This window comes from Pseudotamlana agarivorans, from assembly GCF_001642835.1.
GTDB classification, from domain to species: domain Bacteria; phylum Bacteroidota; class Bacteroidia; order Flavobacteriales; family Flavobacteriaceae; genus Pseudotamlana; species Pseudotamlana agarivorans.
This window is the reverse complement of record NZ_LXEI01000003.1, coordinates 51,450-65,746: the sequence shown is the minus strand read 5'-3', so window position 1 is coordinate 65,746 and position 14,297 is coordinate 51,450. Positions and strand designations below refer to the sequence as shown.

Annotated in this window: 14 protein-coding genes; 4 read left to right on the top strand and 10 right to left on the bottom strand. The window is 34.6% G+C overall.

Annotation, left to right across the window (positions count from 1 at the left end; genetic code table 11):
* Positions 1-10 precede the first annotated feature (10 nt).
* The 4 genes from porW to A6I66_RS06075 form a co-directional block, all read right to left on the bottom strand.
* On the bottom strand, positions 11-2,566 hold the full coding sequence (porW, locus tag A6I66_RS06090) for a type IX secretion system periplasmic lipoprotein PorW/SprE (protein ID WP_067146694.1): 2,556 nt from the start codon (positions 2,564-2,566) through the stop codon (positions 11-13).
* A 117-nt stretch (positions 2,567-2,683) separates the two neighbouring features.
* Complete coding sequence (locus A6I66_RS06085) at positions 2,684-3,379, bottom strand: ABC transporter ATP-binding protein (protein WP_067146692.1); 696 nt, start codon at positions 3,377-3,379, stop codon at positions 2,684-2,686.
* An 8-nt stretch (positions 3,380-3,387) separates the two neighbouring features.
* Positions 3,388-4,866: a DUF5687 family protein gene (locus tag A6I66_RS06080; RefSeq protein WP_067146690.1), complete on the bottom strand. Its 1,479-nt coding sequence runs from the start codon at positions 4,864-4,866 to the stop codon at positions 3,388-3,390.
* A 1-nt stretch (position 4,867) separates the two neighbouring features.
* A complete protein-coding gene (locus A6I66_RS06075) occupies positions 4,868-5,269 on the bottom strand; it encodes a DUF2059 domain-containing protein (RefSeq protein WP_067146688.1) in 402 nt (133 codons plus the stop codon).
* A gap of 177 nt (positions 5,270-5,446) precedes the next feature.
* Between A6I66_RS06075 and A6I66_RS06070 the strand changes: the two genes are divergently transcribed.
* A complete protein-coding gene (locus tag A6I66_RS06070; RefSeq protein WP_067146686.1) occupies positions 5,447-6,502 on the top strand; it encodes a ferredoxin--NADP reductase in 1,056 nt (351 codons plus the stop codon).
* A 34-nt stretch (positions 6,503-6,536) separates the two neighbouring features.
* Here the strand turns inward: A6I66_RS06070 and A6I66_RS06065 are convergent, their stop codons facing one another.
* Together A6I66_RS06065 and A6I66_RS06060 are read right to left on the bottom strand one after the other, a co-directional pair.
* Positions 6,537-7,517, bottom strand: coding sequence for a glycosyltransferase family 9 protein (locus tag A6I66_RS06065; protein WP_317047667.1), 981 nt, complete (start codon positions 7,515-7,517; stop codon positions 6,537-6,539).
* Positions 7,518-7,689: 172 nt separating this feature from the next.
* Positions 7,690-8,295 (bottom strand): DUF4254 domain-containing protein, encoded by a 606-nt coding sequence (locus A6I66_RS06060; protein WP_067146682.1) that lies wholly within the window; start codon positions 8,293-8,295, stop codon positions 7,690-7,692.
* 71 nt (positions 8,296-8,366) lie between these two features.
* Between A6I66_RS06060 and upp the strand changes: the two genes are divergently transcribed.
* Positions 8,367-9,026: a uracil phosphoribosyltransferase gene (upp, locus tag A6I66_RS06055; RefSeq protein WP_067146680.1), complete on the top strand. Its 660-nt coding sequence runs from the start codon at positions 8,367-8,369 to the stop codon at positions 9,024-9,026.
* On the opposite strand, the gene A6I66_RS06050 is transcribed toward upp, so the two are convergent.
* On the bottom strand, positions 9,015-9,941 hold the full coding sequence (locus tag A6I66_RS06050) for a DUF6427 family protein (protein ID WP_067146678.1): 927 nt from the start codon (positions 9,939-9,941) through the stop codon (positions 9,015-9,017). The genes upp and A6I66_RS06050 overlap by 12 nt on opposite strands.
* A 73-nt stretch (positions 9,942-10,014) precedes the next feature.
* On the opposite strand from A6I66_RS06050, the gene A6I66_RS06045 reads away from it, so the two are divergent.
* The gene (locus A6I66_RS06045) at positions 10,015-10,242 is read left to right on the top strand and encodes a DUF6341 family protein (protein WP_067146676.1); all 228 of its coding nucleotides are present in this window, start codon (positions 10,015-10,017) and stop codon (positions 10,240-10,242) included.
* Positions 10,243-10,259: 17 nt separating this feature from the next.
* On the opposite strand, the gene purD is transcribed toward A6I66_RS06045, so the two are convergent.
* The gene (purD, locus tag A6I66_RS06040) at positions 10,260-11,531 is read right to left on the bottom strand and encodes a phosphoribosylamine--glycine ligase (protein ID WP_067146673.1); all 1,272 of its coding nucleotides are present in this window, start codon (positions 11,529-11,531) and stop codon (positions 10,260-10,262) included.
* 179 nt (positions 11,532-11,710) lie between these two features.
* Here purD and A6I66_RS06035 point away from each other — a divergent pair, with 179 nt between their 5' ends.
* Positions 11,711-13,018 (top strand): phenylacetate--CoA ligase family protein, encoded by a 1,308-nt coding sequence (locus A6I66_RS06035; protein ID WP_067146671.1) that lies wholly within the window; start codon positions 11,711-11,713, stop codon positions 13,016-13,018.
* A gap of 60 nt (positions 13,019-13,078) precedes the next feature.
* Here A6I66_RS06035 and A6I66_RS06030 read toward each other — a convergent pair whose 3' ends face one another.
* Entirely contained in the window at positions 13,079-13,492 is a 414-nt protein-coding gene (locus A6I66_RS06030; protein WP_067146670.1) for a hypothetical protein, read from the bottom strand.
* A 17-nt stretch (positions 13,493-13,509) separates the two neighbouring features.
* Positions 13,510-14,286 (bottom strand): glycosyltransferase family 2 protein, encoded by a 777-nt coding sequence (locus A6I66_RS06025; protein WP_067146669.1) that lies wholly within the window; start codon positions 14,284-14,286, stop codon positions 13,510-13,512.
* Positions 14,287-14,297 lie beyond the last annotated feature (11 nt).

The window sequence follows — 14,297 nt, the reverse complement described above, 5'->3', positions numbered from 1 at the left end:
TCTGGTTAAGTTATTTATTGTAGAGATTCATATAATCATCCAAATTTTTATGAATTTGAATAATTTGATAGTTTGTAGACGATGCTACAAAATAGGGGACGTTAATTTTACTCTTATCTTTACTAAGTAGGATTTGATGAAATGTTTCTGCAAGTTGTTTGGTGTTTAAACCGTGAACAACCACAAATGAAGTATTCGCATTATAAACATCTATAGAGGATTTTAACACGTAATAATTACTGATGTTTTTTAATACCTCATCTAAAGTGGTTTTAAATTTTGAAATGGTTTCGTCAGACTCATCTGTAAAACTAAAAACAACCTTGTAATGTTCTGGAACGCCATCTACATCGGCAACAAATTCCTTCGATGCGAGTTTTGGTAAAACTTTTGATGCGATGTGCTTGGCTTGTTTACCTTCTTCGGTATTGGCATATTCTACGGCTACTCGATTGACTCCCTCGCTATAAGCTTCAAACCCATTTAGTCGTCCTGAGGCCGATGCTTTTAACAATTCAAGTTTTGGCACAATGGGATCCCCATCAAAACGGTTAATATATTCTTCACATTTTGAAATTACCGTTTGGAACTGCTGATTTTCATACTGTTCGTATAATTTCTCATAAATATACTGCGGACTATTTTCATCTGCATCAGTTACCAACTCCGGATGTTCTAAAATATGAGCATAACGAGAATCGGGATACTTTGAAATAATCTCTTTTTTTGCGATTTCAGCTTCATCGGTTTCGCCTAGCAATTCATAAATTTTATATAAATGGTATTTCGAAGGCAACACTAAGCGCTCTTCTGGATCGCTTTCTAATAAATCCTGAAATTTATCTTTAGACAACTCGTATTCTTTAAACTTCTCCTTATAGATTAATCCCAACTGATAATAGGCATAATTGCGCTCTTTAGAAATGCTATCAATAACCGTTTTATCTGAAGGAATTTTTGAAATATAGAATTCCGGATCAAATCGCTCTTCATCGGAAGCCGTTTCTGCAACAGCAACAGGTTCTGCAACGGTTGGACCTACCGCAATGCCTTTGCTCGACAAACGCCAATCATCTTCAACAACCCTATCGCCCCAAACTTTAACAAACTCGTTTTTTCCGTAAGCGACCGTTGTGGGGTTATAAAAATAAAACAAAGGTGCCTGATCTGGACTTCCCGTACGCACCCCACCAACTGGATTGTTTACAGTTACTAGTCCACTATTACGCTTCGCTGATTCCTCTTGAGCTTTAAGTGCTTCGTCTTTAAGTTTTAGCTCGGTAACATATTCAGTAAAATACTGTTGACGATCGGCCTCTGACATGTTTACTAAGCCAATAATGCTATCATCAACCTTTGCAATACCTTCATACAATATGACATCCTCTAAATTATCCCGCTTCCTTTTCATGACGCGAAAAGGTTTAGAATTTTCGGTCATATTCATCATGGTACTATCGTAATACTGTCCCGCTTTAGCATAAACAGAATTATCAAAATTCATATCACCTAGAATTTCATAATTTTTAGCCTTTAAATAAGTGTCTTTGGTATTGGTTCGCAAAGATTTATTGAAATAACGATTGGCTATGGACTCGGATCCATTTCTTAAATGATACACTGCAATTTGGTGATAGATCTTATCTAAGTATGGACGATTCTCTCTGTTTTCCTCTAGCTCGGTAAGCATTTCGCTCATGGCTAGTTTGTCGCCATTTTCAAAATCGAAATTATTAATTTTCTCTAGGTGTGCTACTACCCAATATACTCTTGGTGTTTTACGTTTGAGAGCAATAACCTTATCGAAAGCCATATTAGCACTATCCTTTTTCCCCAATTCATTATACAACTGCCCTTGAATGAAAAGATAACGACCACGCTCATCATGGCTTTTAGTAGCCTGCGCTGCAACACCTAATTTTGTAATTGCAGTATCTATAACTTGGGTATTAATGTATGCCTGAGCTAAAGTTGAGCTGGCATCGGCTAAATCTTGACCTTCTATATCGGCATATCGCAACAAGCGTTTTAGATTTTTAATAGCCAATTCATTATTATCTAAGCGCATATTGGTTTTTTCGCGCCAAATTTTCGCCTGATTAATTTTATCGCTAGCCGCGTATTTGTAGAGAATGTAATTGAATGCTTCTAGAGCTGGAATAAAACGCTGATCGAAATATCGTGCCTTACCTAATAACAGGTAAGCCTCATCCATTTGCGGATTTTTTTCTTTACCATCAATATGCATACTATGCTTTTGAATGGCTTTTGCCGCTTTGTCTTCAGCGATGGTGAAATTTTCGTTTCGAGATTGACCAGGAAGTAAAATTTCCTCAGAAATCTGCATGCGCTCTACAGGCAGAACGTCCCAATAATTATCAAAATAAGAAGCATTTAAAGTAGATTTACCAGCCTCTAAAGCATTATAACCGTTAAAAAGCACATTGTATTCGGCTGTAACGGCATGATAATTTCTACTAATAAATTTGTCTTTTTTCCTGGAGCAACTTAAGGCGAATAAGGCACAAAATACACAGGTTACTAAGACTTTAAAAAATGTTTTCAACGCTGGTTTTTTTAGTCTTAATAATAACTACAAAGGCTTGTAATTATTATATATAGGGGTAAAAATAAGCATCTTTTTGAATTAACCTAAATAATGTAATCACTTTTAAAAAGGAAACTAATTTGCAAAATGCGCTTCCAATTCTTTTAAAGTCTCTGTATTGGTTTCTAAATCCTTAATAATTTCACCTTTTTCTAGAACAACAATACGCTCACAAACATCGGTAATATGCAATAAGTCATGACTTGAAATAAGTACGGTAACCCCTTGTGTTTCGGCAATATCTTTGATTATAGATTTTAAACGGATCTGGGTTGTTGGATCTAAATTAGCAAAGGGTTCATCTAAAATAACCACTTCAGGATTCCCTATTAAAGCTGCTACAATACCCACTTTCTTCTGATTTCCTTTACTTAAATCGCGTAAATATTTTCTTTTTCCTAATATTTCATCATGAAAAAAATCTTTAAACTGAAGCAAAACCTTATTTACATCAGCTTTATTCTGCCCTCGCAATTCCCCAACGAAATAAAAGTATTCTTCGGGAGTAAGATACCCGATTAAAAAGCTTTCATCTATAAAGGATGACGTAAAAGACTTCCAATCTTCACTCGTACTAACTTGAACGCCATTAGAATTTATAAAGCCTGTCGAAGGCTTAATTAGATCGAGTAACAAACTAAAATATGTGGTTTTTCCAGCGCCGTTATTTCCTACTAAGCCAAAACTTTGACCTTTAGGAATTTCTAGAGACGCAATACTTAAAACCTGAGTGCCTCCATATTTTTTAGTTAAATTAGAAGTCGTAATCATATTTTCAATTAGTTATCTTGCTCGAAAGCATGAATCATTTCGTATTTTGATTTTAAATATTTCGAGGTTATTATACCCAATAACTTGTCGTGTAAAACAATTCCTACAACCCCTAAGCCAGCAATAATTGCACAGGCATACTCAAAATTTAAAAAGTAATAAAGTAGCCCGAAAACAACCATAGGCACCACAAGCAGAGGAATACCTATTAACCATTGCATAGCGCCTGTACCTTGATAGTTAAACGCTGCCTTTTGATTAAGATCTATCTTTTTTCGATTATATGAACCACCATAAAGCATCACATGAGTATTCACCCCAATATTATAAATGGCTGAAGCAAAATGAGCCAATAGAATTTTCCACCCAAAATACACGTAAGGAATACCTAATACGAAAAGGATAATCACGCTAAGTGCCATTAAGGTAAATTTCGATTTTAAATACTTTTCATATTTAATATTCTGACTCATTAAAAGCTTGTAATATGTGCTATCCCAAGCCGGAATGAATTGCCCGAAATTGATTAAAAAACTCCCTGTAGAAAAAACACCTATAAAGATATACATCCATGGTGCATTAATATACTTTTCATTCGTATAAAAAAACAACCCATAAAACAACCCTAGAACTAGCATCCAAACGGAAGATTTTGTGCGTTTATTACGCCAGATTAATTTCAAATCCAGCTGCATAAATGGTGCCATATCTCCAAAATAATTAGTCCATTCTAAATTGGACGACTTCACCTCTTCAACCCTGGTTTTCAATCCGCTATCTAAGAATAATTTTTGGCAAAGCATCTTAAAATTTATACGATATAAAACCCCTAAAACCAAAATAGGAACTACTATAAATATTGGGCTTTCATAAATCGCATAAAACGCCCTTCCGAAAAGGTTTGAAATAGATAAAATTTGAAAATAATCTAAGCCAAATAATACGGAACAAATGACAACTATTGGCAAGGCCGACAGTTCGCTTTGAGCACTAAGACTTTCGATAATAAAATTTAAGAAGTTAACTATTAACGTGAGTAGCAGCAATGCTAACATCCAGATGATGACATTCCCAGCTGGATAACCGTTAAAAATTAAAGTTAACCCAAAAGGAATTACGGCAAATAAAGGTAAAAAGTTAAAAAATGCTACGGTTGACTTCCATAAAACATAATTTACGATTTTATGGCGTTTTATAGGTAAGGTTAATAAAGGCTTCACAGACATAACCGGAAGTTTCTGAAAAAAGAAGCGCACAACCAAATCGCCCAAAAACCAGTAAAACAAATAGCTATTTACAACAAATAAAGGCTCTTGGTTAGGGTAGGTTTCTTTTAAAATAAAAAAAGCTGAAATACCAAGGCTTAAAAACATTACAATAAAATATAATGCAAAAAAGCCCATTATTATTTTCAACCCTAAGGTTTTACCAAAACTTGCCGATCTAAAAAAAGACTTCCACTCTAAACCTAAAAAAAGTTTGAGCATATTACTGGTACTTATTGGCTACATCACGCACCTCTACAGCCCAATTTTGTCCAAGATTCATGGCTTTTTGAGTTATTGATAATTGTTTTGAGGCTAATTTTTTACCTAATGGCGTATTATAAAAAGCTATTAAGTCTTTTATTTCTTTATGGGTAAATTCACTCATGTACAAATCGGCCATCTGATTGTATAACCCTGTTAAGGTCTCTTGGGCTTCTATAGTATAGGCCTCCTTTTTGTCTGCAGGCACTGATGTACCTAATTGATCTATGGCAGCATCAAAAGCCGATGTTGCTCCCGTAAGCTTTATAAACTCAATGGCTTCATTTTTAAAATCTTCATTAGTTTGAGCGTTTACAAAACTCACAACAAGTAAAAGGGATGCTAAAAGGAAATTTTTCATTTTGTTAAGGGATTAAATTAATATCAGTTATTTATTAGGTTTTTGTATTTTAATATATGTTACAATAAGATTTAAATTTCGAATCAATCAAATATACACAATATTCATACATATTATTTTCTTAAAAAACATCTTAAATTTTAAAGGCTTCACTATTTTTGCTAAAAATTAATACACATGTCATCATTCCATAAACTTTCAGTAAAAAATATAACTAGAGAAACTTCAAAAGCCATAAGTATTTCTTTTAATATCCCTGAAAACCTTAAAGAAACTTTTCAATTTAAAGCGGGACAATACATCACTTTAAAAACTGAAATTGATGGCAACGAAGTACGTCGTGACTACTCATTGTGTGTATCGCCTAAAAGTGGCGAAATAAAAGTAGCTATTAAAGAAGTTCAAGACGGCACTTTTTCCGCTTATGCGAATTCAACTTTAAAAGTTGGAGATACTTTAGAAGTGGCACCTCCAAAAGGTCGTTTTGTTTTTGAACCTAATGACTCAAAAACAAAAAATATCGCAGCTTTTGCTGCAGGAAGTGGTATTACACCTATTTTAAGCATTATAAAATGTGCTTTAGAAGAAGAAGTTCAAAGCAAAGTTATTCTGGTTTACGGTAACAAAACAACTAAAGACACTATGTTTTTAAACGAACTTTTAGAGTTACAACATGCTTATAAAGATCGTTTTTCTATTCAATTCGTTTTCAGTCAACAAGACGAAGAAGATGCCATTTTTGGTCGTATAGAAAAAAGCACGGTGAACTATGTGATGAAAAATGAGCACAAACACATCGATGTCGATGCTTATTACCTATGTGGTCCAGAAGCCATGATTCATACTGTAAAAGACGTATTAACCGAGCATAACACGGAAGCTTCTCGTATCCATTACGAGCTTTTTAAAGCGGCTAAACCTGTTGAAGTTAAAACTGAAGACGTTGCTAGTGGTACTTCAAAAATTTCGGTTACGGTTGATGATGAAACAACCACTTTCGAGATGTCTCAAAAACAAACCATTTTAGAGGCGGCTTTAGATGAAGATTTAGACGCACCATACTCTTGTCAAGGAGGTATTTGTAGTAGCTGTTTAGCACGTATTACAGAAGGCGAAGCCACTATGAGACAAAACAATATTTTAACAGAAAGTGAAGTTGCTGAAGGCTTAATTTTAACCTGCCAAGCACATCCTACGACTGCAACTATTGCCGTTGACTTTGATGATGTTTAAGTTGGGATTGTGATGATGTGAGGAAGTTAAGTAGTTAAGAAAGTAAACTTTTTAATTTTGCTACTACAGTTTCTGGCGAAATACTGCCTGCAGCATGCTCATAGCCATCAGGATATTTGTTGCCATAAACAGAGGTTGGCACTTTTGGAAATTGTGCTCTATCGGCACACAACGCGTTTTCTTCCGGCTGATTAAAAGGTCCAAAGCCTGCATAGGGATGTGTAACACCCCAGATAGTGACTACTTGAACCCCCAACATGGCAGCTAAGTGCGCATTTCCAGAGTCCATAGAAAGCATCACATCCAGATTTGATATGATATCTAACTCCTCGTCAAAAGACAATTTGCCAGCAAGATTTATCGTATTTTCAAAATGATTTAAGGCTTCGCGATCTGCTTTTCCTCCAAATAAAATAACTTTATAATGCGGTGTTAATTGCCGCACTACTGTTTTCATTAAATCTAATGGATACACCTTCCCTTGGTGTGCAGCAAAAGGTGCTATACCAATCCATTTTTTAGAATCATGACCTAGCAGTTTTAATAACCTATCATTTAAAACGACGCGTTCCGGAAAGTTCGGATTTGATAAATCGATAGGAAAACCTAATTTCTGAAAAACATCTGCATAGCGCTGATGTGTTGTTTTTAAAGGTTCAAATTTTTCACCTGAAATCAATAAATGCTTTTCCTTGCGACCTTTATCAAGCGCCACAAAACGTTTACATTTTAAAAACTGTTTTAAAATTTTACTTCTTAATACATGGTGTAAATCGGCAACCGCATAAAACCCAAATTCATTAAGTTCTTTTGCCAATTTATAGAGTCCGAGTACACCTTTATGAGTTCCTTTAACTTCGGCCGTATAGACTTTTACCCGTGGAATATCTCTAAAAAAAGACTTAAAAAAGCCTCGTGTTAAAACCGTTATTTCTACCTCAGGATATTGTTCAATAACTGCACGTAACACAGGTACAGACATAGCAACGTCTCCCATAGCAGAGAGACGTATCACTAATATATGTTTTGAATTTGGCATCTCAACTTTAAGGATGAGAAGGCTGTCTAAAAAGTGTTAAAATTCGTCATTCTGAATTTATTTCAAAATCTCATCTTATTGAAAATCAATCATAATGAGAACCTGAATCAAGTTCAGGTTGACGGAAAACTTAATTTTTAAAAGCCTCTTATTTCTGAGAACGAAGTACTGGGTTTAACTCGTCGTCATTATACATTTTCATTTGCTTATACACTTTCATGTACTTATCACCGTTGGCGATATCATTTAAAAGCGTATCGATTGCGGTAGACAAATCTACGCGTTGCTCTAGTAAAATGTCTAATTTTTTCTGACATGCAGATTTGTGCTCAGGAGAAGCATCCTCACGAGTCGCTTCCTCATGCATATGGTATACTTTTAAAGCCAAAATTGATAATCTATCAACCCCCCAAGCAGGACTTTCGGTATTAATAGTGGCATCATCTTTAACTTTTACCTCTTTATATTTTTCTAAAAAATAGCTATCGATATACTCTACCATATCGGTTCTATCTTGATTTGAAGCATCAATTTGACGCTTCAAAGTTAAAGCGGCTACTGGATCAATTTGCGGATCACGAATAATATCCTCATAGTGCCATTGCACCGTATCAATCCAACATTTTCTATATAATAAATGCTCTAATAAATCACTTTCTGGATATGCATTTTCAAAAGGCTGATCAACCGTATTTATAACGTGATACTTCTCTATAACTTCTTGAAAAATAGCATTTGCTTTATCTGTAAACATAGTCTCAATTTTTAAAATGCAAAGATACTTATAATTCACTAACTTTACTAAAGAATACCTAATTTGAAGCCATGGAAATTCACGATTTATCAAAGCAAAACTCCATATTAAATAGCTTCCTTTCGGAACTTAGAGATGTAAACATTCAAAGGGATGCCATGCGTTTTAGGAGAAACATTGAACGCATTGGAGAAATTTTAGCTTACGAAATGAGTAAGAGTTTAAATTATCGCTCAGAAAACACACAAACACCTCTAGGAACAAGCTCAGCAAAACTGCCCCAAAACGAGATTGTTTTATGTTCCATTTTAAGAGCTGGCATACCACTTCACAATGGTTTACTAAACTATTTTGATCGTGCTGAAAATGCTTTCATTTCCGCATACCGACAACATAAAGATAATCCTGAAACTTTTGAAATTGTGGTGGAGTATTTGGCTTGCCCGAGTTTAGAGAACAAAACACTTATTCTAGCCGATCCTATGTTAGCCACAGGCCAATCGATGGTGGCCACTTTTGAAGCTCTAAAAGCTTTTGGAACCCCAAAAGACATTCATCTTATAAGCGTTATTGGCGCAAAACCAGGTGTGAATTTTTTGAAAAAACATTTTGGTAAGCACACTAAATTATGGATTGGAACCATAGATGACAAGCTTAATGAAAAAGGCTATATCATCCCTGGATTAGGCGATGCCGGCGACTTAGCCTTTGGTGCAAAACTACAGCACTAACAAAATAAATGGCACCAAAATAAGTATGGCTAAAAACAGCTCTTTAAACCATAATTCTTCAATGGTTTCGATGTAACTGGCCAGAATTATAGCTAAAGGGGTGAAAGCAAACAAAAACTCACTTCCATTCTTATCGGGAGCCACAATAACAATTAAAAATCCGATAACCGCAGCAAGAACAATAACTTTAAAAGACACTCGAAATACTTTTTTCTTCTTTTTTATATTATTTAAATAGAAGAAGGTCGACCAAATTCCGAAGGAAACTAATAGGGTTATTGCCACCAAATAGTTAATGGAATTATACGGACTAAAGTCATAACTAACAACAACCGAAGGTATATTAAAAATTTGAAAATAGTTATCGTAAAGCACTAAAGAAGTTGCCGAACCAATTAGCAACACGGCTAAAACTCCTAAAAATGGAATTACCCAATGCCTGAAGTTATTATCGGTATACAAGGCTAAAGACAGCAGTATTAAAGCAAAGAATAAAATAGACCAGAAATAAAACAGGGTAGCAATGGCTATCCAAAAAGCCGCATCAAACAGTTTCTTTTTAACTTCCTTTTGCGATCGCAAACTGATAATACGCCGCAAACTTAACAACACAAAAAAGTTCGCATAAATAACGTTAGCATGCTCGGTTGTTGGGGTTAGGAACAGCAAAAACAAACTAAAAAGCAAGATTTCGAAGTGATTGCTTTCGGTTAAACTGTTTTTTATAACTATAAAGTTTAGGAGCAAAATGGATGCGTAAATGGTTAACAACATCCCTACTTGTTTTATAATAAAAACATACTCTAAAGCTTTAAACTGTAAATTTAATCGAGGTATTGCGAACGCCAGAAGCGTTATAAAAAATACAATGATAAAATTTATTGGTCTAGATTTATTAAAAAAGCTTGTTAACATTAACTGTTTTTGTATTTTTGCTTCGTAAATATACTAACTATATAGGGCTTAACAACCCATAAACAAACTCAATATGAAAGATTTCTTTTACGCGATACAAGATTTATTTGTTAACGTTCTTTTAAAACCTTTAGATGCGATTAGAGCTTTAGAGCTTGAAAACTGGTTTTTAGCAAACCTTGTTTCTTGGATCTTTATTATCATTGGTTTTGTTGCCATGGTATACTGGATGATCCAATTAAAAGGATTTAACGATAACAACGAAGAAGATAAAAGCATCTCTTCACACTCATATTTATAAAAAAATTTGATTTCGATTTATAAATCGAAACCAATATCTTTACGATAATTCATCTTATCAAAATGTAGTTTTTCTATATTTTGGTAAGATTTTTTTATGGCCTCTTGGTACGTATCTCCGTATGATGTAATCGCCATCACTCTTCCTCCAGAGGTTACAATTTTTCCGTCTTTAATCACAGCACCAGCGTGAAATGGGATAGAGTCTTCAATCGCATCAACACCAGTTATTTCTTTACCTTTTTCGTAAGCTTCAGGATATCCTCCAGATACTAACATGATGGTTGTAGCGGCACGATCGTCTATTTCAAGGTTGATTTTATCCAATGTTCCTTCTGCCATAGCTTGAAGGACATCTACCAAATCATTTTTCAATCTTGGTAACACCACTTCGGTTTCAGGATCACCCATACGTACATTGTACTCGATCACTTTAGGGTCATCACCTACTTTAATCAATCCGATAAATACAAAACCTACATAAGGTAAATTATCTTTTTTGAAGCCACTAATTGTTGGCTTCACAATACGCTCTTCAATTTTATTTAAAAACTCATCGGTTGCAAATGGCACTGGAGAAACAGCTCCCATACCACCTGTATTTAAGCCAGTATCACCTTCACCAATACGTTTGTAATCTTTTGCCGTTGGTAATATTTTATAGTTTTCACCATCGGTTAAAACGAAACAACTTAATTCGATACCATCTAAAAACTCTTCTATAACCACTTTGGTACTTGCTGCTCCAAATTTCGCATCAACCAACATGCTTTTTAGTTCCGCCTTGGCTTCATCTAAATCATTGAGTATAACCACACCTTTTCCTGCTGCTAATCCGTCTGCTTTTAAAACATAAGGTGCTTTTAAAGTTTCTAAAAAAGCATAACCTTTTTCAACAGTTTCGGCTGTAAAACTTTCGTAAGCTGCTGTTGGAATGTTATGACGGTATAAAAACTCCTTTGCAAATTCTTTACTCCCTTCTAACTCGGCAGCTACTTTTTGCGGACCAATAACAGCCACATGTTTTATGGCATCGTCATTTAAGAAAAAATCATGAACACCTTGTACTAAAGGATCCTCAGGACCAACAACCACCATATCGATGTTGTGCTCTAAAACCAAAGCTTTTATAGCAGGAAAATCGGTAACACCAATATTTACATTGGTTGCTATATTTGCAGTTCCTGAATTTCCAGGTGCAACAAAAAGATTTTCACATTTCGGACTTTGAGCAATTTTCCAAGCAAAAGTATGTTCTCTTCCACCCGAACCAAGAATTAAGATATTCATTGTATTGATTTTTAGATTCTCTTTAATTTGATATGTATAAGAATAGCTTCATTATACGATTGCAAAAATAAGGGCTTTTTAGAATTAGCAACGCTAGGGGCTGCTTTTTTTCTTAAATTTTACGCCAAACTCCAAAAAAATATCAATTATATTTGGTTTTGTTTTTTCGCTTCTCGCATATGAATTTATTTAAATTTTCTTTACAACTCAAGGGCTTTCCTTTAGAAAGCGCCATGCGTGAGCTTAAAACCATTCAGGAAAAGAGCGCTTCGGATTATCAAGGTTATATTGAAAGTAAAAAACAAGACATTGTAAACTATCACCTGAAGCATAATCCTTTTTATAAGACTTTAGTTAAAACGGATAATAACTTCATTTGGAATGATCTTCCGGTGATGACTAAAAAGGATTTACAATGTCCTTTAGGTGACCGATTATCGACTGGATATTCTAAAAAAAACATATACATCAATAAAACCTCGGGATCGTCGGGAACGCCATTTTTATTTGCCAAGGATAAATTTTGTCATGCCCTAAACTGGGCCAATTTTATAGACCGCTACAACTGGTTTAACCTGGATTTACACCATTCTAAACAGGCCCGCTTTTACGGAATTCCTTTAGACAAAAAAGGGTACTATAAAGAACGTCTAAAAGACAAACTTAGCAACCGGTTTCGATTTTCTGTTTTTGATTTAAGCGATCATCAGTTTGAAAAGAATCTTAAAATCTTTCAATCTACCCAGTTTGACTACATTAATGGATACACAAGCGCCATTGTGCAATTTGCTAAATTTCTTCAAAAGAAAAACATCATTTTAAAAAATGCTTGCCCCTCGCTTAAAGCTTGTATTGTAACTTCGGAAATGCTTTTTGAATCGGATAAAACGTTATTAGAAAGTCAATTTGGGGTGCCAATCATCAATGAGTATGGCGCGGCAGAATTGGGCCTTATTGCTTTTCAAAACCACAATGACGATTGGGTTGTTAATCACGAAGATTTATACATAGAAATTTTAGACGATGATGATAACATACTGCCATACGGACAAATTGGACGTGTTGTAATAACAGCACTCTACAATAAAGCGCATCCGTTTATTCGTTATGATTTAGGAGATTTAGGGGCTTTATCTGAACGCAGCACGCTAGGAAACCTTTTGTTGAAAAGCCTACATGGCAGAACCAGTGACTTAGTGAAACTCCCTAGTGGAAAAACCGCTGCAGGCCTCACCTTTTACTATGTGACTAAAACCATAATTGAAGATGGCAGCTCGGTAAAGGAATTTGTTATTGAGCAACTCAAACTGGACACTTTTAAAATCATTTATGTTAGTGAACACCCCTTGTCACCATCAAAAAAGGAAGCTATTATAAAAGCGATTTCAAAATATTTAGAACCTCATCTCATGATTATTTTTGAACAAACCCAACGCTTAGACCGTTCAAACCGAGGCAAACTGAAACAGTTTACGTCGTATTTATAGTTTTGAAATAATTTGCGGTTTTTCCTATAGAAATTATGAGCAAGATTATTTTAAAATGAACTAAACCCTTTGCTGAAAAGCCGTTTTTATATGCATTCTTTTCATTGAAAAGGTATTCGAGTTTTCATTCAAAAAATCAATGATTATAATGCCTTTTTCAGCAATTTTAGTTTTTTCAAACTTAAGATCTACATCAGACGATTCAATTTTTAAAATGATTTCATAAATTAATTCTACTATTTTCTCAATATGAGATTCGTGAAGATTCGATATTTTTTTGATTACATCAGAAGCACTCATTTCAGCAATGTCTTCTAAGGACAGATCAAACTGAGTTTTTAGAGCATTATTTACTTCATCAATACCACCTTTAGCACTATTTGGGTTTAATCCACTGATTTTCTCTACCAAACCACTTAACATTAAAGTCAGCCTCTGAATTTCACGCTTTATTAAATCCTTTTCAACTTCCATATATCAATTTTTCAACCTTAATTTCTGATAACTTTAGTCTGCTTTGATTTCACCAAAAAATGTTCCTTTAAAAATATCACCATACAGTAAAGTGACTTCGTTTTAGAAAAACCTAAGCCTTTGTGATACACCCAATAATTATGTTTTATTAATTCAACTTTATTTGAAGAAATACCATTTTTTCTAACACGATAAGAGGCCAAGGCCTCCGGAATACCCAATGCTGGTTTTCCAGACTGTTTAATCGCAGCAAGCCATAGTAACCAGTCTTGGCGCTTTCTTAAATTTGGCGAGGTCATTTTGCCCAAACTTTTGGCGTTGTACACCCCTGTTAGATTCCCTATGTAATTGCTTTTTAAAAGCTTTTGGTACGATAGCGTTTTCAAGGCCACGACCATTTTATGTATTGGCGATCCGCTTTCATCCATTAAATTGTAACTAGAGAAAGACACATCACAGTTATGGATTTCCATGAATTGAATTTGAACTTCCAATTTATTAGGCTTCCATACATCGTCGGCATCTAAAAACGCGATATAATCGCCTTTAGCGCATTCAATTCCTTTATTTCTTGAAACAGCTGCTCCAGAATTTTCAGAATTTGATAATAGTTTGATATTTGAATGTTTTTCTAAAAAGGGGTGAACAACCTTTAGCGTATCGTCTTGAGAATTATCGTCAATTAATATCAGCTCCCAGTTTTTATACTTCTGATTAATTACACTGTTTATCGTTTCTGAAATAAAAGCTTCAGAATTAAACATGGGTGTTATAATAGAAACCAGTGCTTCCATGGCTATATTAA

What these genes read in the sequence shown, in the direction of transcription:
- A6I66_RS06030 (WP_067146670.1), bottom strand. Translation starts at nt 13,492, where the DNA reads ATGGAAGTTGAAAAGGATTTAATAAAGCGTGAAATTCAGAGGCTGACT.
- A6I66_RS06085 (WP_067146692.1), bottom strand. Translation starts at nt 3,379, where the DNA reads ATGATTACGACTTCTAATTTAACTAAAAAATATGGAGGCACTCAGGTT.
- A6I66_RS06045 (WP_067146676.1), top strand. Translation starts at nt 10,015, where the DNA reads ATGAAAGATTTCTTTTACGCGATACAAGATTTATTTGTTAACGTTCTT.
- A6I66_RS06070 (WP_067146686.1), top strand. Translation starts at nt 5,447, where the DNA reads ATGTCATCATTCCATAAACTTTCAGTAAAAAATATAACTAGAGAAACT.
- A6I66_RS06035 (WP_067146671.1), top strand. Translation starts at nt 11,711, where the DNA reads ATGAATTTATTTAAATTTTCTTTACAACTCAAGGGCTTTCCTTTAGAA.
- A6I66_RS06075 (WP_067146688.1), bottom strand. Translation starts at nt 5,269, where the DNA reads ATGAAAAATTTCCTTTTAGCATCCCTTTTACTTGTTGTGAGTTTTGTA.
- A6I66_RS06060 (WP_067146682.1), bottom strand. Translation starts at nt 8,295, where the DNA reads ATGTTTACAGATAAAGCAAATGCTATTTTTCAAGAAGTTATAGAGAAG.
- upp (WP_067146680.1), top strand. Translation starts at nt 8,367, where the DNA reads ATGGAAATTCACGATTTATCAAAGCAAAACTCCATATTAAATAGCTTC.
- purD (WP_067146673.1), bottom strand. Translation starts at nt 11,531, where the DNA reads ATGAATATCTTAATTCTTGGTTCGGGTGGAAGAGAACATACTTTTGCT.
- A6I66_RS06050 (WP_067146678.1), bottom strand. Translation starts at nt 9,941, where the DNA reads ATGTTAACAAGCTTTTTTAATAAATCTAGACCAATAAATTTTATCATT.
- A6I66_RS06080 (WP_067146690.1), bottom strand. Translation starts at nt 4,866, where the DNA reads ATGCTCAAACTTTTTTTAGGTTTAGAGTGGAAGTCTTTTTTTAGATCG.
- A6I66_RS06025 (WP_067146669.1), bottom strand. Translation starts at nt 14,286, where the DNA reads ATGGAAGCACTGGTTTCTATTATAACACCCATGTTTAATTCTGAAGCT.